The sequence below is a fragment of the Anaerorhabdus sp. genome, assembly GCF_036637135.1.
GTDB lineage: Bacteria > Bacillota_I > Bacilli_A > Erysipelotrichales > Erysipelotrichaceae > Anaerorhabdus.
In genome coordinates this window covers 1-23,697 of sequence record NZ_JAVWNC010000025.1, presented here as the reverse complement: position 1 = coordinate 23,697, position 23,697 = coordinate 1, and the positions used below count along the sequence as shown (strand labels likewise).

Annotated in this window: 24 protein-coding genes and 1 riboswitch; of the genes, 16 read left to right on the top strand and 8 right to left on the bottom strand. The window is 32.1% G+C overall.

All coding sequences use genetic code 11. The annotated features are described in order from the left end of the window. Positions 1-9: 9 nt before the first annotated feature. Positions 10-1,215, top strand: a complete 1,206-nt coding sequence (locus RR643_RS06265; RefSeq protein WP_332469811.1) for a cytochrome c biogenesis protein/redoxin — start codon at positions 10-12, stop codon at positions 1,213-1,215. Here RR643_RS06265 and RR643_RS06260 read toward each other — a convergent pair. Beyond that, a complete protein-coding gene (locus tag RR643_RS06260; RefSeq protein ID WP_332482706.1) occupies positions 1,208-2,053 on the bottom strand; it encodes a choline kinase family protein in 846 nt (281 codons plus the stop codon). The genes RR643_RS06265 and RR643_RS06260 overlap by 8 nt on opposite strands. A gap of 92 nt (positions 2,054-2,145) precedes the next feature. On the opposite strand from RR643_RS06260, the gene RR643_RS06255 reads away from it, so the two are divergent. From RR643_RS06255 to RR643_RS06235, 5 genes are all read left to right on the top strand, one after another. Then, on the top strand, positions 2,146-2,817 hold the full coding sequence (locus RR643_RS06255; protein ID WP_332469813.1) for a VanZ family protein: 672 nt from the start codon (positions 2,146-2,148) through the stop codon (positions 2,815-2,817). 34 nt (positions 2,818-2,851) lie between these two features. After that, a riboswitch (purine riboswitch) is annotated at positions 2,852-2,953 on the top strand. A gap of 52 nt (positions 2,954-3,005) precedes the next feature. Further along, positions 3,006-4,334: an NCS2 family permease gene (locus RR643_RS06250; RefSeq protein ID WP_332469814.1), complete on the top strand. Its 1,329-nt coding sequence runs from the start codon at positions 3,006-3,008 to the stop codon at positions 4,332-4,334. A gap of 109 nt (positions 4,335-4,443) precedes the next feature. Then, positions 4,444-5,259: an HAD family hydrolase gene (locus RR643_RS06245; RefSeq protein ID WP_332482705.1), complete on the top strand. Its 816-nt coding sequence runs from the start codon at positions 4,444-4,446 to the stop codon at positions 5,257-5,259. 99 nt (positions 5,260-5,358) lie between these two features. Next, positions 5,359-9,309: an efflux RND transporter permease subunit gene (locus RR643_RS06240; RefSeq protein ID WP_332482704.1), complete on the top strand. Its 3,951-nt coding sequence runs from the start codon at positions 5,359-5,361 to the stop codon at positions 9,307-9,309. A gap of 2 nt (positions 9,310-9,311) precedes the next feature. Continuing rightward, positions 9,312-9,908 (top strand): TetR/AcrR family transcriptional regulator, encoded by a 597-nt coding sequence (locus RR643_RS06235; protein ID WP_332482703.1) that lies wholly within the window; start codon positions 9,312-9,314, stop codon positions 9,906-9,908. Positions 9,909-9,910: 2 nt separating this feature from the next. Here the strand turns inward: RR643_RS06235 and RR643_RS06230 are convergent, their stop codons facing one another. Further along, complete coding sequence (locus RR643_RS06230; RefSeq protein ID WP_332482702.1) at positions 9,911-10,396, bottom strand: flavodoxin family protein; 486 nt, start codon at positions 10,394-10,396, stop codon at positions 9,911-9,913. Positions 10,397-10,453: 57 nt separating this feature from the next. Beyond that, on the bottom strand, positions 10,454-11,323 hold the full coding sequence (locus tag RR643_RS06225) for a LysR family transcriptional regulator (protein ID WP_332482701.1): 870 nt from the start codon (positions 11,321-11,323) through the stop codon (positions 10,454-10,456). A gap of 109 nt (positions 11,324-11,432) precedes the next feature. On the opposite strand from RR643_RS06225, the gene RR643_RS06220 reads away from it, so the two are divergent. Together RR643_RS06220 and guaA (RR643_RS06215) are read left to right on the top strand one after the other, a co-directional pair. Next, a complete protein-coding gene (locus tag RR643_RS06220; protein WP_332482700.1) occupies positions 11,433-12,626 on the top strand; it encodes a coenzyme F420-0:L-glutamate ligase in 1,194 nt (397 codons plus the stop codon). Between the two features lie 22 nt (positions 12,627-12,648). Then, positions 12,649-13,950 (top strand): glutamine-hydrolyzing GMP synthase, encoded by a 1,302-nt coding sequence (gene guaA / locus RR643_RS06215; protein ID WP_332482699.1) that lies wholly within the window; start codon positions 12,649-12,651, stop codon positions 13,948-13,950. 189 nt (positions 13,951-14,139) lie between these two features. On the opposite strand, the gene RR643_RS06210 is transcribed toward guaA (RR643_RS06215), so the two are convergent. Further along, positions 14,140-14,613, bottom strand: coding sequence for a hypothetical protein (locus tag RR643_RS06210; protein ID WP_332482698.1), 474 nt, complete (start codon positions 14,611-14,613; stop codon positions 14,140-14,142). A 57-nt stretch (positions 14,614-14,670) separates the two neighbouring features. After that, positions 14,671-15,192 carry a helix-turn-helix domain-containing protein gene (locus RR643_RS06205; protein ID WP_332482697.1) on the bottom strand — a complete coding sequence of 174 codons (522 nt, stop codon included), beginning with the start codon at positions 15,190-15,192 and terminating at the stop codon, positions 14,671-14,673. A gap of 222 nt (positions 15,193-15,414) precedes the next feature. Between RR643_RS06205 and RR643_RS06200 the strand changes: the two genes are divergently transcribed. Beyond that, positions 15,415-15,729: a hypothetical protein gene (locus RR643_RS06200; protein WP_332482696.1), complete on the top strand. Its 315-nt coding sequence runs from the start codon at positions 15,415-15,417 to the stop codon at positions 15,727-15,729. A gap of 127 nt (positions 15,730-15,856) precedes the next feature. Here RR643_RS06200 and RR643_RS06195 read toward each other — a convergent pair whose 3' ends face one another. Next, positions 15,857-16,795 (bottom strand): helix-turn-helix transcriptional regulator, encoded by a 939-nt coding sequence (locus RR643_RS06195; protein WP_332482695.1) that lies wholly within the window; start codon positions 16,793-16,795, stop codon positions 15,857-15,859. A 103-nt stretch (positions 16,796-16,898) separates the two neighbouring features. Here RR643_RS06195 and RR643_RS06190 point away from each other — a divergent pair, with 103 nt between their 5' ends. Continuing rightward, positions 16,899-17,387 carry a cysteine hydrolase family protein gene (locus RR643_RS06190; RefSeq protein ID WP_332482694.1) on the top strand — a complete coding sequence of 163 codons (489 nt, stop codon included), beginning with the start codon at positions 16,899-16,901 and terminating at the stop codon, positions 17,385-17,387. Between the two features lie 74 nt (positions 17,388-17,461). On the opposite strand, the gene RR643_RS06185 is transcribed toward RR643_RS06190, so the two are convergent. Beyond that, entirely contained in the window at positions 17,462-17,791 is a 330-nt protein-coding gene (locus tag RR643_RS06185) for a cupin domain-containing protein (protein ID WP_332482693.1), read from the bottom strand. Between the two features lie 146 nt (positions 17,792-17,937). Here RR643_RS06185 and RR643_RS06180 point away from each other — a divergent pair, with 146 nt between their 5' ends. From RR643_RS06180 to RR643_RS06160, 5 genes are all read left to right on the top strand, one after another. Beyond that, complete coding sequence (locus tag RR643_RS06180; RefSeq protein WP_332472683.1) at positions 17,938-18,144, top strand: hypothetical protein; 207 nt, start codon at positions 17,938-17,940, stop codon at positions 18,142-18,144. Positions 18,145-18,264: 120 nt separating this feature from the next. After that, the gene (locus tag RR643_RS06175; protein WP_332472684.1) at positions 18,265-18,672 is read left to right on the top strand and encodes a helix-turn-helix transcriptional regulator; all 408 of its coding nucleotides are present in this window, start codon (positions 18,265-18,267) and stop codon (positions 18,670-18,672) included. Positions 18,673-18,683: 11 nt separating this feature from the next. Further along, complete coding sequence (locus tag RR643_RS06170) at positions 18,684-19,013, top strand: hypothetical protein (RefSeq protein ID WP_332482692.1); 330 nt, start codon at positions 18,684-18,686, stop codon at positions 19,011-19,013. A gap of 25 nt (positions 19,014-19,038) precedes the next feature. Next, the gene (locus tag RR643_RS06165) at positions 19,039-19,860 is read left to right on the top strand and encodes a helix-turn-helix domain-containing protein (RefSeq protein WP_332482691.1); all 822 of its coding nucleotides are present in this window, start codon (positions 19,039-19,041) and stop codon (positions 19,858-19,860) included. Positions 19,861-19,893: 33 nt separating this feature from the next. Beyond that, a complete protein-coding gene (locus RR643_RS06160) occupies positions 19,894-20,364 on the top strand; it encodes a VOC family protein (protein ID WP_332482690.1) in 471 nt (156 codons plus the stop codon). 58 nt (positions 20,365-20,422) lie between these two features. Here the strand turns inward: RR643_RS06160 and RR643_RS06155 are convergent, their stop codons facing one another. After that, complete coding sequence (locus RR643_RS06155; RefSeq protein WP_332472688.1) at positions 20,423-21,712, bottom strand: DUF2130 domain-containing protein; 1,290 nt, start codon at positions 21,710-21,712, stop codon at positions 20,423-20,425. A gap of 199 nt (positions 21,713-21,911) precedes the next feature. Here RR643_RS06155 and guaA (RR643_RS06150) point away from each other — a divergent pair, with 199 nt between their 5' ends. Continuing rightward, the gene (gene guaA / locus RR643_RS06150) at positions 21,912-23,453 is read left to right on the top strand and encodes a glutamine-hydrolyzing GMP synthase (protein WP_332482689.1); all 1,542 of its coding nucleotides are present in this window, start codon (positions 21,912-21,914) and stop codon (positions 23,451-23,453) included. The last annotated feature ends 244 nt before the right edge of the window (positions 23,454-23,697 follow it).

Sequence of the window (23,697 nt, the reverse complement as noted above, 5' to 3'; positions counted from 1 at the left end):
GCGTGACACATGGGATCACAAGTAACGATATTCGCAATGTTTTTAGAAGGAATTTTATCTTTCTTTTCTCCTTGTGTATTACCGTTAATCCCACTTTATATTGGGTATTTAACGTCTGAAGCAAAAAGTATTGATGAAGAAGGTAATGTAGTATATAAACGATCAAAAGTTTTCTTTACGACCTTATTCTTTGTACTTGGAGTTTCAACAGTATTTTTTATTGCAGGTATTTCGATAACTGCATTCAAGGATTTCTTCCTTGAGTATCAATTGGTTTTATCAATGATAGGTGGCATGATCTTAATTGTATTTGGATGCATTCATTTAAATATATTATCATTTCCATTATTAAGTGGTGAGTATCGTTTACCAATTAACTTAGATTTAAAATCAATGAATTATGTAAAAGCATTTCTCTTAGGTTTCTTCTTTAGTTTTGCATGGACACCATGTATTGGACCGATGTTATCATCAGCGTTAATTATGGCTGCAAGTGCATCGAGTACAATGATGGGTAATTTATATATTCTTGCTTATGCAGCTGGATTTATTGTTACATTCTTAGTACTAGGCTTATTTACTGAAGAAGTATTAAATTTATTAAAAAAGAATCAAAATATCATCAAGTATACAGTTAAAATTGGTGGTGCAATCATTCTTATTATGGGATTGTGGATGGTGATAACATCATCTCAAGAAATTGTAGATTTACAAAAGAGTGGTGCAAAACCAAGTACCCCTAATGTGACTGATGAAAGTCAACCATCAAGCGAAAAGGAAATGGATCTTTATGGATTTACATTGAAAGATCAAAATGGTGTAGAGCACTCATTAAAAGATTATGAGGGTGATTCTATCTTCGTTACATTCTTTGCGACATGGTGTGGATATTGTAAACAAGAATTACCAATATTACAAAAACTTCAAAGCGAAAATGAAGGTATGAAAGTATTAGTTGTGACTCGTCCTGGATATGGACAAGAAACTAATGCTGAAGGTATTAAGAAATTTATACAAGAGAATGGTTATGATGAAATGACTTTCTTATTTGATGAAACTGGTGAAGTTTCTCAATTGTATGGTGTTAATTCATATCCAACATCATTTGTATATCGTACAGATGGTACATTGCTTGGATATTTACCTGGAGCTGCAGGAGAAGATATCTTGCTTGATATTCTAGCACAATCAAAAGAAACAGGAGATTCTAAATAGAATCTCCTGTTTTTATGTTATGAAGTAGTGCAACATACTTTTCATTCGCAATGTCTTTATAAACTTCTTCGTTAAATAAATTAAACATCATGTTTGCCCAGGTACACCATAATAAATTATGAAATTTTTCAAACGTAAATAATTCTTTTTTTACTTGATCATCAGGTTCTTTACCAAAGTAGGCATCATAGAATTGTTGGCGTTGACTTTTATCCACAATATTATTCTCGGTAATAAAACTCATAATATCAAATAATGGATCATTATCTTTAGCATACTCATAATCAATGAGATAATCACGATCTTCTGCAAATAGAAGATTACCACTTACTAAATCATTGTGACAAAGAATATGAGGATTATGAATGTTGCGTACTTCATTGGCAATAGTAAAGTAATCATCAATTGGATGTAATAAATGTGTTACTTTATTACGATATTCGTAGAGTAATGAAATACAATCAAATTCATTGTTCGTTACGATTTTTGCATCGTGCAAACGCTTGATAAGCTGTGCACTCTTTTTGATTTTATCTTCCATAACACAATCTTTGAATTCTATAGCATTGTCTATCCATTGCGTAATGCGTATTCTTGTTTCAGGATTATAGTATAATTCATGAGCATCTAAATCAAGATCCTTAATTAAGGGTAGAACATAATGCTCATTATCAAAAGTACTCAAATCTTTAGTTTCTTCTTTTGGAATACGAATCGCAACTGGTTTATCCATAAATGTTGCTTTATATATATCATTCGTTAATCCTAAATTAGTTGGAATACATTCGATGGGTTCATTATTTATATAAATTTGTATTGTTTCTTTCGTCATTTTCATCACCATCTTCATTTTATATCACTTCTTTGTTTTTGTCAGTGGTTTGTATTCGGTAAAATAAAGTGATAAAATACAAAAACGAGGTGAACTGTATGAATAAGTTTAAAAGATTGATCACTCTCCCATTATTTCTAATTTTTATTATCACAAATTTATATTGGTTTAAAAGTCATGATGATATAAGTATATATAAACAAATGGGTATTGTAATTGCGAGCGTTGGTATCTATATGGTAGCTGCTTCTATAGAAGTGTTTTATGCAAAGAATAACCGAATTCGTATTCGTTTATTTAAGGTATTTGTATTATTTTTATTGTTATATTATCTTGGATTTCTATGTGCTGTATTGTTTTTGGATGGTTTCTTTTTTACTAGATCATCGGTTCATTACGTGAATAAAATACCATTTAATACAATTAAAAAATTCTTTGTTACGATGCGCGATGAGAATAATCTAAAAGCTTTTGGTAATTTAGTTGGGAATGCGATCTTGTTTGCACCAATGGGTTTACTGTTGCCATTGTGGAGTAAGAAGTTTCATAATATCTTCATCTTTACTTTTACTATCTTTGTTATGGTTTCAGGAGTTGAGATTTTTCAACACTATAGTAATATGGGGACAGCAGATGTCGATGATATCATTCTTAATGTAGCAGGAGCCTTATTGGTATTCTTTGTCTTCAAGTTTATTTTCTTTATGGTTAAAGATAAATTAGAAATGTATTTTAAAGATGATGATTCAAATTGTTCAATAAAACTTTAAAAAAAACTTTCTCTTTTAATCGTTTTAATATATTATATTAAAGTAATGTCTACCACGTATAAGCTTTTCGATAGGGGAGAAGCGTATCTACAAGAAGGCCATAAATCTTCTAACTACGAGGAATACTTTTTTAAGTATTCTTGTCGGGTAGCTTTTTTATTTGGTTGGCATATAGAAAAGGGGAAAAAATGTTAGAAAAATTATTTAAACTTAAAGAGAAGAAAACAAATGTAAAAACAGAAATCATTGCAGGGGTTACTACATTCTTAGCGATGGCATACATTCTATTTGTTAATCCAGATATTCTATCTGCGACAGGGATGTCATTTCAATCTGTATTCTTAGCAACAGCAATTTCATCAGGTATTGCATCAATCATTATGGGGGTTTTAGCAAATTATCCAGTAGCTCTTGCTCCAGGGATGGGTGTTAATGCTTTATTTGCATTTACTGTTTGTGGTCCTATTGGGGTTATGGGATTATCTTGGCAAGCAGGTCTTGCGGCTGTATTTGTATCAGGTATTGTTTTCTTACTTATTTCAGTTACAGGAATTCGTAAAACAATTATTAATTCAATTCCTAAGAATATGAAATTAGCGATTGGTGCAGGTATTGGATTTTTCATAGCATTTATCGGATTTAAAAATGCTGGAATCATTGTTGCAAGTGAAGCAACATTTGTAGCATTAGGAAACTTAAAAGATCCTTCAGTTTTATTAGCTGTATTCGGTCTATTATTAACAATCGTATTACTTACAAGAAAAGTTAATGCTGCAGTATTCTGGGGATTATTAGGAACTGCTGTGGTTGGTGTTATTATGGGGCTTGCGGGATTTGGTGCAAGTTTACCTGCATTACCTACTGCATTAATTTCATTTGATTTGCAAATGCCTACCTTCATGGCATTTACATCTGGATTCCAAGAATTATTTGCGAGTCCTGCAGCAATTGTAATTATCTTCTCATTCTTATTCGTAGACTTCTTTGATACAGCTGGAACATTAGTTGCAGTAGGGAATGATATTGGTCTAGTTAATGAAGAAGGGGAAATGGAAAATATTGAAAAAGCTTTATTAGCAGATTCAGTTGGAACAATCTTTGGTTCAGTAATGGGGACATCTACTGTAACTTCATTTGTTGAGTCAGGATCAGGGGTTGCAGCTGGAGGAAGAACAGGTCTTACTGCTTGTGTAACAGGAGTACTCTTCTTCTTATCTATCTTCTTCTCACCATTATTATCGGTTGTTACAAGTGCTGTAACAGCGCCAGCATTGATTACTGTTGGTATCCTCATGGTTCAACAAGTGCGTGATATTGAGTGGGCTGATGTTAGTGTTGCAGCTTCTTCGTTCATTACTATTATTATGATGTTACTTTGTTATTCAATATCAGATGGTATCGCGGTTGGATTTATAGTTTATACACTCGCAAACATAGGATCAGGAAAAATCAAAGATATTAAATGGATTGTATGGGTACTTGATATTATCTTCATTATTTATTTTATTGCTAAATAGAAACCTTGGAAAATTCCAAGGTTTTTTTCTGATACAATTTAGTAAAGATTTCCTATCTATGAATTCATCAAGATTTCAAGTATAATTTGTTGCATAAAGGTAGGTAAATATGAAACATATATTCTTAGATATTGATGGAACATTTTTAAATCCAAAGAACAATGAAGTACCACAATCTACTTTAGATGCAATTAATCAAGCAATTGAAAATGGACATTGCGTTTATTTGTGTACGGGGAGACCTACAAGTTCAATGAAACGATTCTTTCAGTATTCACTTTCGGGATTTGTGTGTGCTGGTGGGTCGTATATTAAAATAGGTGATTCAGTTTTGTTTGAAAAAACACTATCTAAAGATGAGATAAAACATGTACAAAATGTATGTGATCAAAATCATTGTGGTTATGTATTAGAAGGAAAAGAATACAACTACAATTCTAAACTTGGAGCTATACAATTTATGGAAGCAATGAAATCAAACTCGTTTGGTACTACTTGGGATGAGGTTGCAAATGAGTTAGGTATGAAATGGCTTGATGAATTTGAAGATGATGAGATATTTAAGGTTTCTTTCTATTCTACAGAGGTAGATGTAATTGAGCGTATGAGAAAAGAGTTGGGTTCTAAATTCAACCTTGCTTATACAGTAAAGGGACCTAATGAAATGATAGAAGTAGAAATCTTTAGTGCAGGGTGTAACAAAGCAGATGCAATAAAGAGAGTTGTAGAACACCATAATCAATCATTAGATGATGCTATTGGAATAGGAGATAGCATGAATGATTATGAAATGATTCAAGAATGCAATCCAGGCATTGCAATGGGAAATGCATGCCAAGAAGTTAAAGATATTGCTGACTACATTACAAAGGATGTCGATCAAGATGGCATCGAACATGCTTTTAAAGAATTTAACTTAATTTAGCTGATGAAAATCAGCTTTTAATTTGGTTGACTTATCAAAAACGGAATGTATAATTATCATGTGACCGACTGGTCGGTCGGTAAGCGATAGGAGTTTATTATGTTCTCTAAATATAGTGTAAAGAGACCTTATACAGTTATTGTAGGGGTAGTTATGGTTTTATTGTTAGGTGTTATTTCATTTATGAATTCGACAACGGATTTATTACCAAAGATGGAATTACCCTATGTTGTTGTCTACACAAGTTATCCAGGTGCTAGTACAGAAAAAGTAGAAAATAGTTTGACCAAAGTATTAGAATCATCAATTGGGACAACTGAAAATTTAGTGAATATGAGTTCAGTATCAAGTGATAATCTATCCTTGGTTATTTTACAATTCGCAGATGATACAAATATGGATACAGCAATGATCGACTTGAATGCAAAGGTTGATTTAGTAAAGGGATATTTTGATGAAACGGTATCAACACCTACTTTACTCGCGATAAATCCAAATATGATGCCCATCATGATGGCAACAGTAGATTATGAAGGAATGGATTTAAAAACATTAAGCCAATTTGTTGATGATAAAGTTATTCCTGAATTGGAGAAAACAAAAGGTGTAGCATCAGTAGATCCAACAGGATTACTTGAAGAAACAGTACAAGTTGTTTTGGATCAAGATAAAATCAATGATATTAATAATAAAGTATTAGCAAGTGTCAATGGTGAACTTGCGAAGGCTGAACGAGAACTAAGAGATAGTCTTAAAGAAGTTAATGAAGGACTAGATAAAATAAAACAAGGGGAAACAGATTTAGGAAGTGCTAAAACACAAACTACAGAGGAATTAGCCAAAGCAACGGTACAACTTCAACAAGCAGCAACAAATCTTATCGCCATGGACTCACAAATTACACAACTTAAAGCTGAGAAAGCAACATTTGAAATGCTTGTGAGTTCTATTGATCAAGCTAAACCTATGTTGAAACTAGGAGCAGATGCAACGGGAGAACAAGTACAACAAGCGGCTAATGCAGCACTTATACCGTTAAATGCTGCAAAAACAGGACTAGAAAATTTGAGTAGTGCAATCATGGGTTATGGTGATAGTGATGCAGTAGATTCAACGATTCAAGCCTTATTAACACAAGCTGGAATTACACAAGTATTTTCAAACATGGGAGAAGTAAAGACCTATGTTACAACACAGCTAGATGCAACAAATCAAACAATAACAATGCTAACTGAAATTGCGGGTATTGCACCAAAATATGATGATGCAAAAGTTAAACTAAGTAATGTTGATATCGAAATTGCAACTGCTGAAGGTGTTAAGCAAGCGGCATCAGCAATGCTTACTAAAGCAGGTATAGATGTAAGTGATTTAACAAAACTTCAAACACAACTAGAAGCAGGTAAGATTACTGCAGGTGGAGAATTCGCAAAAGGTGAGATAACAATTGCGAATACAAAAACACAATTAGAATCTGCAAAGACGCAAATTGAAGATGGACTTAAGAAAATTGCAGAATCTAGAGATGAAGCATTAAAACAAGCAAACATTACAGGTATTATCACACCCGATATGATAGCGAATATATTAAGAGCAGAAAACTTTTCAATGCCTGCAGGATATATTATTTCAGATGATGCATCAATTCTTATAAAAGTAGGAGATGAATTTGCATCATTGGAAGAATTAGAAAATTTAGTATTGATGTCAATGGATATTGATGGACTTGAAGAGATACGATTAAGTGATTTAGCAGAAGTTAAAGTTGTGGATAATTCAGGAGAAATTTATACAAAAGTTAATGGAAATGATGGTGTTATGATATCGTTTCAAAAAACATCAACTGCCTCAACAACTGAAGTTTGTAATAATGTAGCAAAACGTTTTAGTGCAATGCAAGAAGACAATGATGGACTCCATTTTTCAACACTGTTTGACCAAGGGGTTTATATTAATACGATTGTTGGATCGGTATTAGAAAACTTCTTATATGGAGCGATACTTGCGATTATTATTCTTATCATCTTCTTGAAAGATATTAAACCAACAATTGTCATTGCGTTAAGTATTCCAATAAGTTTGATGTTCTCACTTGTACTGATGTATTTTAGTGGTGTCACTTTAAACATTATTTCATTATCGGGTTTAGCGCTAGGGGTTGGTATGTTAGTAGATAACTCAGTTGTAGTTGTGGAAAACATTTATCGATTGCGAAGTGAGGGTGTAGGATTAATCAAAGCATCAATAGAAGGTGCTAAACAAGTTGCAGGTGCAATCATCGCATCAACCTTAACAACTGTATGCGTATTCTTACCAATTGTCTTTGCAACAGGACTTGCGAAACAATTGTTTGTTGATATGGGGTTAACGATTACGTTCAGTTTAATGTCTTCCTTAATTATCGCGTTGACACTTGTACCAATGTTATCAAGTAAGTTGTTGAAAAAAGAAAATACAAAGAAACAAAAATGGTATGAAGGTTTAGTTCATGTTTATGATTCATCATTAAAATGGTCACTAAATCATAAACTTGTTGTGATGTTGGGTGTAATTGGTCTATTGCTATTGAGTGGTTATTCAGTAACGAAAATGGGTATGACATTAATACCTGAAATGGAATCAGGTCAAGTGTCATTGAATGTTACTTTGTTAGATGAAGAAGCAACAGAGAAAGATGCCTATGCGATTTATGATGAGGTGATGCTTCGAGTAAAAGATTTAGAAGGAATTGATACATTGGGTGTAACATCAGGAGGTAACAATATGGCTGCTTCTATGATGGGTGGATCATCTAGTGCTGGTCAATCAACAACGTTCTACATCATTACTACAGAAGATGCGAAAATAAGTAAACTAACAAATGAAATATTGGATTCAATTCAAGATTTACCAATCACAAGTTCTATTTCAACAAGTAATATGGAATTGGGAGCACTTGGTTCAAGTGGGATAAATATCATATTATATGGTGATGACTTAAATGAATTGAAAGATGCAGGAAAAGACATCGCATCCCAATTAAAAGAAGTTGAAGGGATTGATGAAGTTAGTGATGGTAATGATTCACCAACAGAAGAATTACGTGTAATTGTCGATAAAAATAAAGCGATGGAAGTTGGATTAACTGTAGCACAAGTCTATCAAACCATTGCAAGTGGTATAAAAGAGGAAACAACAAGTACAACACTTACAATTGATAGTAAAGAATTTCCAGTTGTCATTGTTCAAGATAGAAATGAGTTAGTCACAGTAGATTCACTTTCATCAACGATACTTGAGGGTAAAGAAGGAACAGAAACGAAAGAAGTTAAGTTGCATGAAATCGCAACGATTGAAGATGGTAGTGGTATGAGTAGTATTTATCGTGATAATAGTAGAAGATATATCACAGTTACCGCAACAATTAAAGATGGATATAATGTTGCATTAGTTTCAAGAGATGTGGAAAAAGTAATTGATACATCATCTCTTCCTAAAGGAATTGATTTAGAATTTGATGGAGAAAACGAAACAATTGTAGAAACAATGGTAGTTCTAGTTCAAATGATTTTACTTGCGATAGCGTTTATTTATATGATCATGGTTGCACAATTCCAAAGTTTATTATCTCCATTTATTGTAATGTTCACGATTCCATTAGCTTTCACAGGTGGATTGTTGGCACTTTTATTCACAGGATTTGAATTATCGATTGTAGCGATGCTAGGTTTTCTAGTATTGTGTGGAGTTGTCGTAAATAATGGTATAGTATTCATAGATTACGCTAATCAACTAAGAGCTCAAGGATACAAAACAAGAGAAGCCTTAATTGAAACAGGTAGAGCACGACTACGTCCAATTTTGATGACTGCACTTACTACAATTCTAGCAATGACAACGATGGCACTTGGAATTGGAACTGGTTCTGAAATGATGCAAGGTATGGCAATTGTAACAATTGGTGGATTATCATACGCAACATTGTTGACGTTATTTGTAGTTCCTATTATGTATGAACTATTTAATAAGAATCGCAAATACAAAGTCATTGATGAAAATGAAGAGGATTAAGTATGAGTACAACAGAGAAAGAAATTAAGATTTATACTGCAGTCTTTCAACTTGCTAAAGAAGGCAAGGATTTGAATTCGTTACGAGTACAAGATATTGCAGATGCAGCAGATATGGGCAAAGGAACTCTTTATGAATACTTTGGTAGTAAAGATGAAATCATAGAAAAAACAATTGAGTATTTCTTCTCAATTGAAGTTGATTTGATTAAAAAAATGATAGCGGTTGATGAACCATTTGAAGAAAAACTAAGAAAATTCATGTTGTCCTTTGTTCATCGAACACAAAAATATTCTTCAATGGAAGTGTTAGTAACACATACAGAGAAAATAAGTGCAACCTGTCTTTTAGAAAAGAACAAAGAAAGAATGGCAACACTTGTTCCAGTTATTGCGGAAATTCTTGATCAAATAATTCAAGTTGGTATTAATCAAAAAATATATAATGAGAATGAAGATCGTGAATATTTGAGTTTCTCATTGATGAGTGCTCTTGCGGGATTTGTAATGTGTATCAAAGTATCGGATGATCCATTACATGATCCCAATGTTGCAAAGGCAATGAAAAGTGCAATGCGTTTAATCCTAAATAAAGAGTGAAATCATTTGGTTTCACTCTTTTCTATGGATATATTAAATTGATTAATTACTTCATCACGATTTTGAAGGATTGGATCTTTAAATTCCATTGTATGAACAATGTGATTGTTTTGTAATAAGTTGGATAATCGTTCAAATGTCTTCTTGGCGCCGCCTCCTCCATGACATGCAAACAAGATAATATTTTTATTTTCGATTTTGTTTTCATGCAAGAATGTTGCAAGTGGTGGTGCATAAGAGTTATTCCAAACGGGTGTACCAATGAAGATTTGATCAAAATCATTCACGTTAATAATTGGATAAACAATTTTTGGTTTCTCATTGAACACAACACTTTTCCCGCCCCAAAAATATTTCATAAAACCTTTTGTTGGAATTTCTTTTACAGGTTGAATACGGATAGTTGCCGCTTCAATTTTACTTGCAATTAGTGACGCTATTAATTCGGTATTCCCATCAAGAGAATAATAAATAATTAAATTTTTCATTTTCATCTTCCTCAAATATATCATAGCACCCAAATGTTAAAAGTAGGTGAACAATGATTATTTTTGTTTAATTAATTCAATAAATTTTATAGAAGGTGCAGAGAGTGATTTTCTTGTTAGATAGGCATAGCCAATGCTTCGATTTGGTAGTGGTGGTTGAACATTGAGTTCAAATACTTCTTTATCTAAATATCGAGATGAAAACTCTCTAATGACACAGGCTACTCCGAGTCTTTCTTTAACACATTCTAAAAGTAAACTATGAGCTCCAAGTTCCATTTGAGGATTTAGTTTAATACCGTTTTTTGCGAATTGCGTATTGAGGTAATTACGACTATTGGATGATTCCTCTAAAAGAATAAGTGGAAGTTTAGAAAGCTCCTTGTAGGTATAAACTTTATCAGTAGGATTTTTTCCTACAAAAATATCGTGGATAACAAAACATTCGTTATAAGATAAAGATTCATCATGGATAGGTAAATTCACAAAACCTAAGTCAACTTGTCCATTCTTTAATAATTCATAAATTTCGATACTTGTTCGGTTAATGACCTTGATGGCAACGTTTGGAAATAGATCATGAAACTTCGATAAATAAGGTGTTAGAAAGAATTCACTAACACTATCACCTGCAGCAAGTACAAGTTCTCCTTCTTTAAGATCACTGAGATTTGATAATTGATTCTCTGCATTCGTGATTAGATTTAAAGCTTGATTGATACTTTGATAAAGAAGTTCACCTTCTTTAGTAAGGGTAACCCCTTTTCTCATGCGTACAAAGAGCTGTATTTGGAGTTCTTTTTCAAGTATACTAATTGCCTGAGATACTGCCGATTGCGTAATAAATAGGTTTCTAGCAGCTTTAGAAAAGGACAAAGTTGTAGCAGCTTCATTAAAGATTTTATACTGTTCTAACTTAATATTCATATATTAGCTCTCCTTATATTAAATATAGTATAGTTTAATTATACTAATGTATATGAATAGTTTATAATAAAGTTGCAATGAGTTCAACTCATTAGAAAGGTTTAATCAAATGGAAAGAAAAGTAGGTACAGTTTCTAGGGGTGTTAGATGCCCGATTATTCGTGAAAATGATGATTTAGCAAAAATAGTTGTAGAGAGCGTTATGGATGCAGCACAAAGTGAAGGATTCGAATTAAGAGATCGTGATGTTATTTCAATCACTGAATCCATCGTAGCTCGTTCACAAGGTAACTATGTTAGTGTTGATGCAATTGCAGCAGATGTTAAAGCTAAATTAGGGGGAGAAACAATCGGGGTAATTTTTCCAATCTTATCTCGTAACCGTTTTGCAATTTGTTTAAAAGGTATCGCTGCAGGAGCTAAAAAGGTTGTATTAATGCTTAGTTACCCAAGCGATGAAGTAGGAAATGAATTAGTATCTTTAGACAAACTTGATGAAGCAGGAATTAATCCTTATTCAGACGTACTTTCTTTAGAAAAATATAGAGAATTATTTGGTGAAAATAAACATGAATTCACAGGTGTTGATTATGTTGATTACTACAGTAACATCATTACATCTGCAGGAGCAGAAGTTGAAGTTATTTTTGCAAACCAAGCAAAAACAATTCTTAACTACACAGATTGCGTATTAACTTGTGATATTCATACACGTGCTCGTACAAAACGCATTTTAAAAGCTGCAGGTGCTAAAGTAGTTTGCGGTTTAGATGATATCGTAACATCAAGTATCAATGGTGAAGGATATAATGAAAAATATGGTTTATTAGGTTCTAATAAATCAACGGAAGATACAGTAAAATTATTCCCAAGAGAAGAATGCAAACAATTAGTTCTAGACATCCAAAAAACAATCATGGATAAAACAGGTAAACATATTGAAGTCATGGTTTATGGAGATGGAGCATTCAAAGATCCTCAAGGTAAAATTTGGGAATTAGCGGATCCATGTGTATCACCAGCTTATACTGATGGACTTATTGGAACACCAAATGAATTAAAACTTAAATATCTTGCGGATAATGACTTTAAAGAATTAAGTGGAGAAGCATTAAAAGAAGCTATTTCTAAGAGTATTCGTGAAAAAGACAATAACTTAGTAGGTAACATGGCTTCACAAGGAACTACACCTCGTCAATTAACTGACCTTATTGGTTCATTATGTGATTTAACAAGTGGTTCAGGAGATAAAGGAACACCAGTTGTATTAGTTCAAGGATATTTCGATAACTACACAAACTAAGTTTTGTGAGAAGGGAGAAGCTATGAAACAAGATAATATTTTAGTACTTGACTTAGGAAGTCATGATAATACCAAGATTACTCGTCTAATTAGAGATTGTGGGGTTTATAGTGAAATAAAACCGCATGATATCACAGCTCAAGAAATTGCGACATTAAATGTAAAAGGAATTATCCTCAATGGTGGAGAAAATAACATGATTGATGGAAATGAAATTGATGTGAATCCAGAAATTTATGATTTAGGAATTCCTGTTTATGCAGTAGGACATAAACTTGCGAAAGTGAATAATAAAACTGCATGGGCAAATACAGATGAAGAAATTAAAGAAGAATTAAAAACATTTATTTTCAATGATTGCCAAGCAGAAGCAAATTGGAACATGACAAATTTCATTAATGACCAAGTTGAAATTATTCGTAATCAAGTTGGAGACAAGAAAGTATTATTAGCTTTATCAGGTGGAGTTGATTCATCGGTAGTAGCTGCATTACTTATTAAAGCGATTGGTAAACAATTAGTATGTGTTCATGTAAACCATGGTTTAATGAGAAAAGGTGAATCTGAGGATGTAATTGAAGTATTCCGAAATCAATTGGATGCGAATCTTGTTTATGTGGATGCGGTTGATCGTTTCTTAGGTAAACTTGAAAACGTAAATGACCCTGAACAAAAACGTAAAATTATTGGTGCAGAATTCATTCGTGTATTTGAAGAAGAAGCTCGTAAGTTAGATGGTATTGAATTCTTAGCACAAGGAACAATCTATCCAGATATTATTGAAAGTGGAACAAAGACTGCAAAAGTAGTTAAGTCACATCATAATGTAGGTGGACTTCCTGAAGATCTTCAATTCCAATTAGTTGAACCTCTATACCAATTATTCAAAGACGAAGTACGTGCTTGTGGAGAAGAATTAGGATTACCACATGACATGGTTTATCGTCAACCTTTCCCAGGTCCAGGACTTGGAGTAAGATGTTTAGGTGCAATTACAAGAGAACGTTTAACTGCGTTACGTGAAGCTGATGCAATTCTTAGAGAAGAATTCGCAAGTCATGGTTTAGATAAGAAAGTATGGCAATACTTTACAGTTATCCCTGAATTCAAATCAGTTGGTGTAAAGAATAATGCAAGATGTTATGAATATCCAATTATTCTACGTGCAGTAAATACAATTGATGCGATGACTGCAACAATTGAACAAATTGAATGGCCAATCCTACTTAAGATTACAGATCGTATTCTTAATGAAGTACCTAATGTAAACCGTGTGTGTTATGACTTAACACCAAAACCATGCGGAACAATTGAGTGGGAATAGTAGCAGTATAATATTTGCTTAATAATGATAGTAATTGACTAGGCTTAGTTGATTGCTATCTTTTTTTATCTTCAAAACAGGATAATTTAAGTATCAAAAAAAATACACACTCATCCTGTTGTGTGGTCCAATATCGCATGGACTATTTATTTTATTAATTCTTAATATTGTGTTTGAGCGAATAATGAACTAGTTCAATACAGCTTTATACCCACTTAACTTATCGCCAGTAATTGTAATAAAATACGAATTACCAAAGTATGCTTTCCACGAAATAGGATCAATATATCTAGTTATATCTTCTGGATATATGTTTTCATAGTTAGGAGTCATATACTCTGTTATGATCCCGAGTCGTATTGATAACTCCACAGAAGCAGAAGAATTGTTCAATTCTTTTCTATTCCATACGTGAATGTTATCAGAGTCATGTTTGATTAATGATTTATTCGCATTTGATATACCGCCGCTATACTCATGATTATCAACGCGATAATCAAAAACCAACAATCCAACATCTTCTTTTGTATCTAATTTTATATGTAGTGCTATCTCATCGTCAGCGGGTAAATATTCATAGGGAATAGTTCGTCTATATAATACTAATCCCAATCCCAGAGTGACTATTATTGTAAAAACTATAGCGATGTTCTTTTTGCTCATACTTGAAAATCTTCCATTTTAAATATAAAACTGTTGAATATGTTTTGAATTGAATAGTTAAGTATGTGGTTTATTTTTCTTCCAAATCAAAAAAAATCCTATGAGTGCTATAATAAGAATAACTGGTGCTACTCTTACAAACATCCATTCAAATGAGTGAAACTCCACTCCCAGAATGGCGGTTTCAATATTACTATAATCCCAATTCAAATAAGGACTTTCTAATAAAAACAAAACTAAAAAAATTGTTATTATGACTATGCACAATGAAATAAGAAACCAATGTAGAATTCTTTTTCTTTTGATTTTTCGCTGTGAAAATTGTAAATTTATAGCTTCCAGTTTTTCTGAAATCAAATTCAAATCATCAACTTTTGATTCGACAATAGTTTCTCCGAGTAAAGAACTTATAGATGTATCAAATGCTTCGGCGAGGGAGATTAACATAGAAGAATCAGGAACAGATAATCCTTGCTCCCATTTGGAAACAGTTTGTCGTACCACATTTAACTTGTTCGCAAGATCTTGTTGCGATAGTCCTTTTGATTTCCTAATTACTTTAATATTTTCGTTCAACATTTTGATAGAACCTCATTTCTTTCAATTGTTACCACTATTCTAACTGGAACGGACTATTGCTACAAGCAACGTATATTAACAATTCCATTTAGATGAAATTGCATCATTGATTCATATTCAAATTCAATTTGATAATCAACGATTAATAATATAATTCTATCCAAATAAACTTCACATGTTATAATTAAAAAAACAATGATTGATAAATTGAGGAGAGGACATATGGGATATGATGGATTATTAAACGTAGGGAGTATTGTATTAGGATTAATCGCAATATTTTGTCCACTGTTTATACTGATTAATCGAAGTAGGATGAAAAAAGAATCAATTCAAATACTCATAAATGTGAGTTTATTAGCGACTTTATTTTCGATAGTTTTTGTGCAATTGTCTACAAATTATGAGGTTAATTCTAATGATTGGTCAGCACTAATGGACACTTCAAATGCAATAACAACTATATGTGTTTTGTTAACTGTTGTCGTTGTATTTCTTAACATTCTTGTATACTCTTCAACTAAGAAAGCAAAATAAACTTTACTTAGAATGAAATTTCTTATACAAATAATCGTTTCTTAATTTGGTGTATAAAGGGATTGGAGAATAGAAAATTGTTGATAGGGAATTATTGAGGTAAAGGATAATTAGAATTATCTTGATGTTAATTCTTTTCTTTATATAGAGAAGCAATAGTTTCTATTCTAAGTTTCATTTTCTCACGGATATGCTGTGGTTCTAAACATTCACATTTATCTCCAAAACTCAAAAGAATATCATAGTGATATTCGTTTTCTACAAATGGAAAATTGACAATATAATATTCATCACCATCTAAAGAAAAATTTTCATAAGAAGAATACTCGAGAACTCTATCCATAATAGACATATGAATGCGAAGTTTGATTTCGGTCTGCATGGTAGTTAAAATATCCTTAAATTCTAACTGTGGTTTTTGATAATCTCGTTGTGTAAATATTTTTTCTTGTATGTGTAGTTTAGATATACGAGATAATCTAAATAAGCGAAAGTCTTCTCTATTATGGCAATATCCATATAAATACCAATGACTGCCTTTCAATACAAGTTGATATGGTTCAACTGTTCTTGAAGATGCGACTCCATGGTGAGCTATATAATCAAAAGATAATAACTTACTTTCTTGTAAAGCTACTTTAATAATTTCCAAATAAGGTTGTATGTGGGTATTACCCATCCACTGACTTAAATCTATGTGGATTTGATTTACTTTAAGTTCAATTTCTTTTACTTTATCAGCAGGTATGAAACTTTTAACTTTTGCAAGAGCGTTTATTAGTTCATCGCCTCTTATCATATTAGAAAGACTGGAAAGTCCCATAAGGATAGCGGAAAGATCGACTGATGAAAAAACTTTCTTGTCAATTTTGTATTTAGGCATGATTTCAAAACCACCGCCAACTCCTGGTGTTGAGCGGATTGGGACACCTGCTAAATCAATGGCGTCTATATCGCGGTAGATTGTACGAAGTGAGACCTCAAACATATCCGCTAGTTCTTGTGCACTAATACGTTCTTTATCAAGGAGAATTAATACAATACTCATAAGCCGATCGACTTTCATAAAATAGCCTCCTTTTAAATCTTGTTTTAATCATTTTATATTGTTGACATAATGGTGTCAACAATTGTGTCATATACTATACATAAAGGAAGGAAATAATTATATGAAGAAAAAAGCAGTAGTAGTAATTGATATTCAAAATGATATAACAAAGAACTACAAGGAAATAATTGGTAATATAAACAATTCAATAGATTGGGCAGTTAGAAATGACATTCATGTTATTTATACTAAACATTTTAATTTATCAGAAGGAACACGTACTTTTAAACCTGACACAAAAGGATCTGAATTGGCTTCAGATATGAAGGTGATGTCAAAAAACATTTTCACGAAATCCAAAGGAAATGTATTAACCAGTGAAGCCTTTGTAGAATTTATTAATAAAAATGAAATTGATGAATTTTATATAGCTGGAGGAGATGCGGTTGCATGCATTAAATCAAGTACTTATAATTTGGCAAAAGCCAATTATAAAGTTAATGTTTTATCGGATTGCATCACCAGTTATGATAAAAGAAAAATTGGTGAAATGTTACAGTATTATGAAAGCAAAGGCTGCAAATTGATTAGTTCTAATGATTTATTTTAATAAAAAGATGATTATAGAAATGAAAAAAAGTCTACTGATACAAGTAGACTAAGTATGTAATTGTGATAAGTTTATTAACGTTCTATAACTATTGTCAGTAAAACTAGATCATCATCACCGGTATTGATAATTGAATGGGATGAACCTTTGGGACATAAATGACATGTTCCAGCATAAAGGATTTCCTCTTTATCATCACAGATAGCTTTACCAATACCAGATATTATGTAATTCAGATCATCACTTGTTTGGTGAGTATGTAAACCTATAGAACCACCTTTATGAATTCGAGTAGGAATAATTTTTCTGTTTGGATCCATATACATTTGGGCACTCATTTCACCAGTTCCGTTATTCATTCCAGGTATTTTTACTTCATTAATTGTGTTAAAATCGATAATCATATTAGGACCTCATCTATTTTTCTATTTGAAATTATACTATAAAACAATTAATTATGGTGCTATCAAAAATTAGAAATTATGACAGTGATAGTATAAAATCAATAAAATAAGTGATATGATGAGCATAACAATATGGAGGATTCCCTATGGATGAACTAACCAAAATCATGGTTCACTTCGCTTCAACAGGATGGGATTTGATTTCACAACCTGCACGACAATGGCTAGAAGGAAAAGCGGACAAAAAAGCATTAATTGCGGTTATTAAGCAAGCAGATGAACTTTGTGGAAGTTGTGGGTGTGAATTAGATCCTCTTTACAAAAGAGCTATACAACTCTTAAATGGAAACTAAGGAGACTTAGTTTTTATTTTGTGATATGCATCAAATAAACCTTTAAATCAGCGATGTAAAAAATATTTGATAGACGAAATTCGAATAAAATGGCAACCTTTAGGTACAAGGAGAGCAAATATGGAAATTGGAAAAATGTTAAAAGAAGCACGGGTACATTCTGGATTAACGCAGGAAGATGTAGCGGATAAAATTAGGGTAACTCGTCAAACTATGTCAAATTGGGAGAATGAGAAATGTTATCCCGATATTATCAATGTCATTGAACTTAGCAATCTCTATGGTGTTAGCCTTGATGAATTACTAAAAGGAGATGAGAAGATGATTGAACATTTAGAACAATCTACGAATACTGTAAATAGTAATAAGAAACTAATTGCAGCGATTGGAGTCAACATTGTGCTGGTATTATTAATGATTCTATTTAATGGTATTATTGCACAAAATCGATACTTGATTATCTTTGCGATGAGCGTGGGTGTATTAAGTACATGTGTTTTATTCTATCAAATTATTAAGAAAATATAGGAGAGATGATGATGGATATTTGGTTTATTGGTTTGTTTATATTTGTGATGTTTCTAGGCGCAATAACATTAAGTTATCAAATGTATAATATGATTTATTTAGATGCAAAGAGTAGAGGATTGAAACACCCGAAGTTTTGGGGATTCTTCTCTCTTGGTGGTAATAATGGTAGTGGTGGATTGATTCTATACTTATTAGGTAGAAATAAATATATATCAAACATGAATGATGAAGATCGTGCAGGTATGGAAAAAAGAAAGAAAAAAGCATTGGTATCACTTTGCTTCTTAGTTGTAGGTGCCGTAGCAACTGTAATTACAGTCGTATTATTCGAATTATAAGAAGAATGTAAATTGGAGATAAAAGATGGAATTTCATGTAGATAGTTATACTGGAGAAATACTCAATAAAACAAATAATCATTTGTATATTAAACCATGCAAGGAATTGGAACATGTTGTAGCGCATTATACAATCACTTTTCAGAATAATGAAACTATACCAGAAGGAAGTGTATTGCATCTAATTCCAGATGTCAGTGGGTGTTTTGTATTTCGTTTTCTTGATAATTTTGTGCTATCTGTATGGGGACCCACTACTGAAATCGTAACAGTAAAAAATGATTTGAATACAGTAGGATCTAAATTTTTTGTGGAATTTTTACCAGGTGGACTTTATCAAGTCTTGGGAATAGATATAAGTGAAACAGTAGATAAGAAATATGAATTACAAGATTTCAATAAAGAATTATTTGAAGAAATAAATAAGCATGTTAATACAATGACAACTTTTGATGAAATTGTGGAAAAAGTGAATACAATCCTTACAAGAGAAGTGAGAAAACATAGAATAGATCAATGTATTGCACATTGGATAAATAGAATAATCAAAAACAAGGAAAATGTGAATACGAAACAGATAGCTGAGGATTTAGGTTTCAGTGAAAGACAAATAACACGGTATTTTAATCGCTATGTGGGTATGAGTGTTAAAAAGTTTTCAAAGATTGTTCGTATTAACCATGTCATAGAAGAATTTAATCAAAATAATTTTACGCAACTAGCGACACACCATGATTATTTTGATCAAGCGCATTTCAATCATGTGTTTAAAGAAATATGTGGTAAATCACCATCACATTATTTAAAAAATATGTCTGATTTTTACAATGAAATCTATAAGTTTTAATTTATAGTGCCTCTATAATTGGAGGAATTTAAAATGAAATATTGTGGTAGTTTATATGTAGCATTAAATAAAGAAGAGACAGTAAAATTTTATAATGAAATACTTGGTTTACGAGTAATACAAGATTTTGGAACAAACTTTACAATGACGGGAGGTTTTGCATTTCAAACACTAGAGTCATGGGCTGGATTTATTGGTATGGATAGTAAAGATATCAAACTGGGTGCGTGTAATGGAGAACTTTATTTTGAAACAGATGATTTAGATACAGTGATCAAGAAATTAAATAAACATAAAGAAATTGAATATATACACAAGAAAAAAGTACATAATTGGGGACAAGTAGGGTTAAGAATTTATGATCCTAATCATCATATTATAGAAATTAGTGAAAGTATGACATGCATGTGTAAAAGAATGCATACCATGGGTATGAGTGCAGAGGAGATTGCCCAAAAAACAGGTTTATCTTTAAAGATGGTTGAAAGATATTTAAAAAAATAGAATTATTAATGAACTAAAAAATGAGATTAATCAAAAAGATAAATCTCATTTTCTTATATTATTTTTTAAGCTCATCAAATTTACTTTTCATCGTTGGATTTTTTCTTACTAGTTTTTTAACTGTAAGATCTTCAGCTTTGTCATTTGCGATTCTCAAATTATTTTCTGAAGAAAGTAGTGCTTCTTTTGTCTTTTGAAGGTGAGTAATTGTTTTATCAATTTCATCAATAGCGGTAGTAAACTTACGACTAGCGAGTTCAAAGTTTTTTGCGAAGTTAGATTTGAATGCATTTAAATCTTCTTCAAAGTTTGTGATATCAATGTTTTGTTCCTTCATTAATGCAACTTCTTGTTTGTATTGTAGAGAATTGAGCGCTGCATTACGAAGTAGTGTGATAAGAGGAATGAAGAATTGTGGGCGAATGACATACATCTTTTCATATTCATAGGATACATCCACGATACCTGTGTTATACAACTCATTGTCTTGTTCAAGTAGAGTTACAAGAATGGCGTATTCACATTTCTTTTCGTTACGGTCTTTATCTAATTCTTTAAAAAAGTGTTCATTCTTCTTCTTTGTAGATGTTTGGTCTTCTTCGTTTTTCATCTCAAACATAATGGAAATGATTTCGATACCATTTTCATCGTTTTCACGGTAAATATAGTCACCTTTACTACCAGACTTAGCATCATTATCTTTTGAGAAACTAGCGTTTCTAAATGCAGTCATACGGAGTTTATTGAATTCAATCTCACAATGTTGTTCAAGGGATTCACCAATCATCTTTGTAGATTGTTTAGCCTTGAAGTCTTTATAGAATGCAATGGTTTCTTCTTTTTGTTTTAGCTCTAATTCAAACTTTTCTTTTATAGAAGCTTTTTCAATTTCAGTTTCTTTTTGAAGTAGTTCTACTTTATGTTGGGTTTCGAGTAATTCTTTATCTTTTTGTGATAAAGCTTGATTGAGTTCAAGTTTTTTATTGTCTTCAAGGGATTGGAGTTTGTTGTTAAGCAAAGCAATTTGCTTGTCACGCTCAATAATATCTTCACGCATTTTCTTTTCAACATCGGCAATCGCGATGATTTCAGATTGTTTACTTGCATCATTCTTAGCCTTTAAATCTGCAATAACTTGTTCCATCTTGGCAAGTTCTTTTTGTAATTGATTTTGTGACTTTTCTTCCGCAAGTGCAATCTCACTCTTGTGTTGTATTTTTATTTGTTCTAGTCGATCATGTACTTCTTGATTGAATTCACTTGTACGTACTTGATTTAAAATATCAGCGTAGTTAGCTTCATCTATGGTGAATGTTGTGCCGCAATGTGGACATTTTATTTCATGCATAGTCTAAAATCCTCCTTAAGTATCAGTTGCTTAAATCATAACACATAAACTGAGTAAATTGGTTTTGGTCTAGCATAATATTCACGATATTTTTTATGCGCTCGCCTGTATCTAATTGGTGAAACAAATACTTAGATTAAATCTATTTACGAATACCTCATTTTAGTGTAATATAAAGAACAATTCGAGGAGAAAAAGAATGGCAGATAAAATTATTGTACTTGATTTCGGAAGTCAATATAATCAGCTAATTGCACGTCGTATACGTGAATTTGGTGTTTATAGTGAACTACACCCAAATACATTAACTATTGAAGAAATTAAAGCAATGGGCGATGTGAAGGGTATTGTATTTAGTGGTGGACCAAATAGTGTTTATGATGAAAACTCATTTAAATGTGATCCAGCTATTTTTGAAGCAGGACTTCCTATTTTAGGAATCTGTTATGGCATGCAAATGACTCATTATATGACTGGTGGTAGTGTTAAGGCATGTGAGACAAAGGAATATGGGCGCGCTACAATTAAGGTTACTAATCAATCGTTATTGTTTGATGGATTACCCCTTGAACAGACTGTCTGGATGTCTCATGGTGATCAAGTATCGAAACTAGCAGAAGGTTTCGTAGTGGATGCTTCATCTGATACTTGTCCTTTTGCAGCGGCAAGTAATGTAGAAAAACAAATCTATACGGTTCAATATCATCCGGAAGTTAGAAATTCTGAATTTGGATTAGACATGTTGAAGAACTTTGTATTTAAAATTTGTAAAGCAAAAAACGACTGGTCAATGAAGAGTTTTGTTGATATGGAAGTTGATAAAATTAGAAAACAAGTTGGTGATGATAAAGTATTGCTTGCACTATCAGGAGGTGTTGATTCTTCAGTAGTTGCAGCCTTATTACATAAAGCTATCGGTGATAACTTATATTGTATGTTTATTGATCATGGATTATTGCGTAAAGGTGAAGCGGAAAGCGTAATGCAAATGTTTGGTGAGAATATGAAAATAAATCTTACTAAAGTAGATGCATCAAAACGCTTCTTAGATAAACTACAAGGAGTAAGTGATCCTGAAGCTAAGCGTAAGATTATTGGTAATGAATTTATTTATACATTTGATGAAGAAGTAAAGAAATTAGTTCAAGGTGAGAATATTAAATGGTTAGCACAAGGAACACTTTACACAGATGTAATTGAAAGTGGTACAAAAACTGCGCAAACGATCAAATCACACCACAATGTTGGTGGATTACCTGATGATATGCAATTTAAATTAATTGAACCACTTAACACGTTGTTTAAAGATGAAGTAAGAGCATTGGGTATTGAACTTGGATTACCAGAAGCAATGGTATGGAGACAACCATTCCCAGGACCTGGTCTTGGTATACGTGTACTTGGTGAAATCACTGAAGAAAAACTGGAGATAGTAAGAGAATCAGATGCGATATTAAGAGAAGAGATTGCGAATGCTCATCTTGAAAGAGAAATCTGGCAATACTTTACATGTTTACCAGATATTCGTTCGGTTGGTGTAATGGGTGATCAAAGAACCTATGATTATACAATCGCTATTCGTGCAGTTACATCAATAGATGGTATGACTGCCGATTGGGCTAAAATCCCATACGAAATCTTAGATAAGATTTCTACAAGAATTGTAAATGAAGTAAAGAATGTAAATCGTGTATGCTACGATATTACTTCTAAACCACCTGCAACGGTAGAGTGGGAATAAAAGAATAGTATCAAGTGGTTTATAGGTGTCCTTAAGGATACCTTTTTCTATTTTTTCACATATTAAACTAATAAGAGTAGTATACAGAGGTTTATATGTGTCATTAACTTGGCACTTTTTATCTAACTATTAGAATGCAATTGACTTCAAAAACTACCATATTATAAAATCTTATTGCAAAACAATGCGAAAAATATAAAAAGATCGCTGAATTTGCAGTGCAATTCGGAAAAGTTGCAATAAT

Excerpts from the sequence above, each read along its gene's own strand:
- RR643_RS06165 (WP_332482691.1), top strand. The coding sequence starts at position 19,039 with ATGGAATTTCATGTAGATAGTTATACTGGAGAAATACTCAATAAAACA.
- RR643_RS06250 (WP_332469814.1), top strand. The coding sequence starts at position 3,006 with ATGTTAGAAAAATTATTTAAACTTAAAGAGAAGAAAACAAATGTAAAA.
- RR643_RS06195 (WP_332482695.1), bottom strand. The coding sequence starts at position 16,795 with ATGAAAGTCGATCGGCTTATGAGTATTGTATTAATTCTCCTTGATAAA.
- RR643_RS06265 (WP_332469811.1), top strand. The coding sequence starts at position 10 with ATGGGATCACAAGTAACGATATTCGCAATGTTTTTAGAAGGAATTTTA.
- RR643_RS06220 (WP_332482700.1), top strand. The coding sequence starts at position 11,433 with ATGGAAAGAAAAGTAGGTACAGTTTCTAGGGGTGTTAGATGCCCGATT.
- RR643_RS06260 (WP_332482706.1), bottom strand. The coding sequence starts at position 2,053 with ATGAAAATGACGAAAGAAACAATACAAATTTATATAAATAATGAACCC.
- RR643_RS06190 (WP_332482694.1), top strand. The coding sequence starts at position 16,899 with ATGAAGAAAAAAGCAGTAGTAGTAATTGATATTCAAAATGATATAACA.
- RR643_RS06225 (WP_332482701.1), bottom strand. The coding sequence starts at position 11,323 with ATGAATATTAAGTTAGAACAGTATAAAATCTTTAATGAAGCTGCTACA.
- guaA (WP_332482689.1), top strand. The coding sequence starts at position 21,912 with ATGGCAGATAAAATTATTGTACTTGATTTCGGAAGTCAATATAATCAG.
- RR643_RS06230 (WP_332482702.1), bottom strand. The coding sequence starts at position 10,396 with ATGAAAAATTTAATTATTTATTATTCTCTTGATGGGAATACCGAATTA.
- RR643_RS06170 (WP_332482692.1), top strand. The coding sequence starts at position 18,684 with ATGGATATTTGGTTTATTGGTTTGTTTATATTTGTGATGTTTCTAGGC.
- RR643_RS06240 (WP_332482704.1), top strand. The coding sequence starts at position 5,359 with ATGTTCTCTAAATATAGTGTAAAGAGACCTTATACAGTTATTGTAGGG.
- RR643_RS06200 (WP_332482696.1), top strand. The coding sequence starts at position 15,415 with ATGGGATATGATGGATTATTAAACGTAGGGAGTATTGTATTAGGATTA.
- RR643_RS06175 (WP_332472684.1), top strand. The coding sequence starts at position 18,265 with ATGGAAATTGGAAAAATGTTAAAAGAAGCACGGGTACATTCTGGATTA.
- RR643_RS06155 (WP_332472688.1), bottom strand. The coding sequence starts at position 21,712 with ATGCATGAAATAAAATGTCCACATTGCGGCACAACATTCACCATAGAT.
- RR643_RS06180 (WP_332472683.1), top strand. The coding sequence starts at position 17,938 with ATGGATGAACTAACCAAAATCATGGTTCACTTCGCTTCAACAGGATGG.
- RR643_RS06235 (WP_332482703.1), top strand. The coding sequence starts at position 9,312 with ATGAGTACAACAGAGAAAGAAATTAAGATTTATACTGCAGTCTTTCAA.
- RR643_RS06245 (WP_332482705.1), top strand. The coding sequence starts at position 4,444 with ATGAAACATATATTCTTAGATATTGATGGAACATTTTTAAATCCAAAG.
- RR643_RS06205 (WP_332482697.1), bottom strand. The coding sequence starts at position 15,192 with ATGTTGAACGAAAATATTAAAGTAATTAGGAAATCAAAAGGACTATCG.
- RR643_RS06255 (WP_332469813.1), top strand. The coding sequence starts at position 2,146 with ATGAATAAGTTTAAAAGATTGATCACTCTCCCATTATTTCTAATTTTT.
- RR643_RS06185 (WP_332482693.1), bottom strand. The coding sequence starts at position 17,791 with ATGATTATCGATTTTAACACAATTAATGAAGTAAAAATACCTGGAATG.
- guaA (WP_332482699.1), top strand. The coding sequence starts at position 12,649 with ATGAAACAAGATAATATTTTAGTACTTGACTTAGGAAGTCATGATAAT.
- RR643_RS06160 (WP_332482690.1), top strand. The coding sequence starts at position 19,894 with ATGAAATATTGTGGTAGTTTATATGTAGCATTAAATAAAGAAGAGACA.
- RR643_RS06210 (WP_332482698.1), bottom strand. The coding sequence starts at position 14,613 with ATGAGCAAAAAGAACATCGCTATAGTTTTTACAATAATAGTCACTCTG.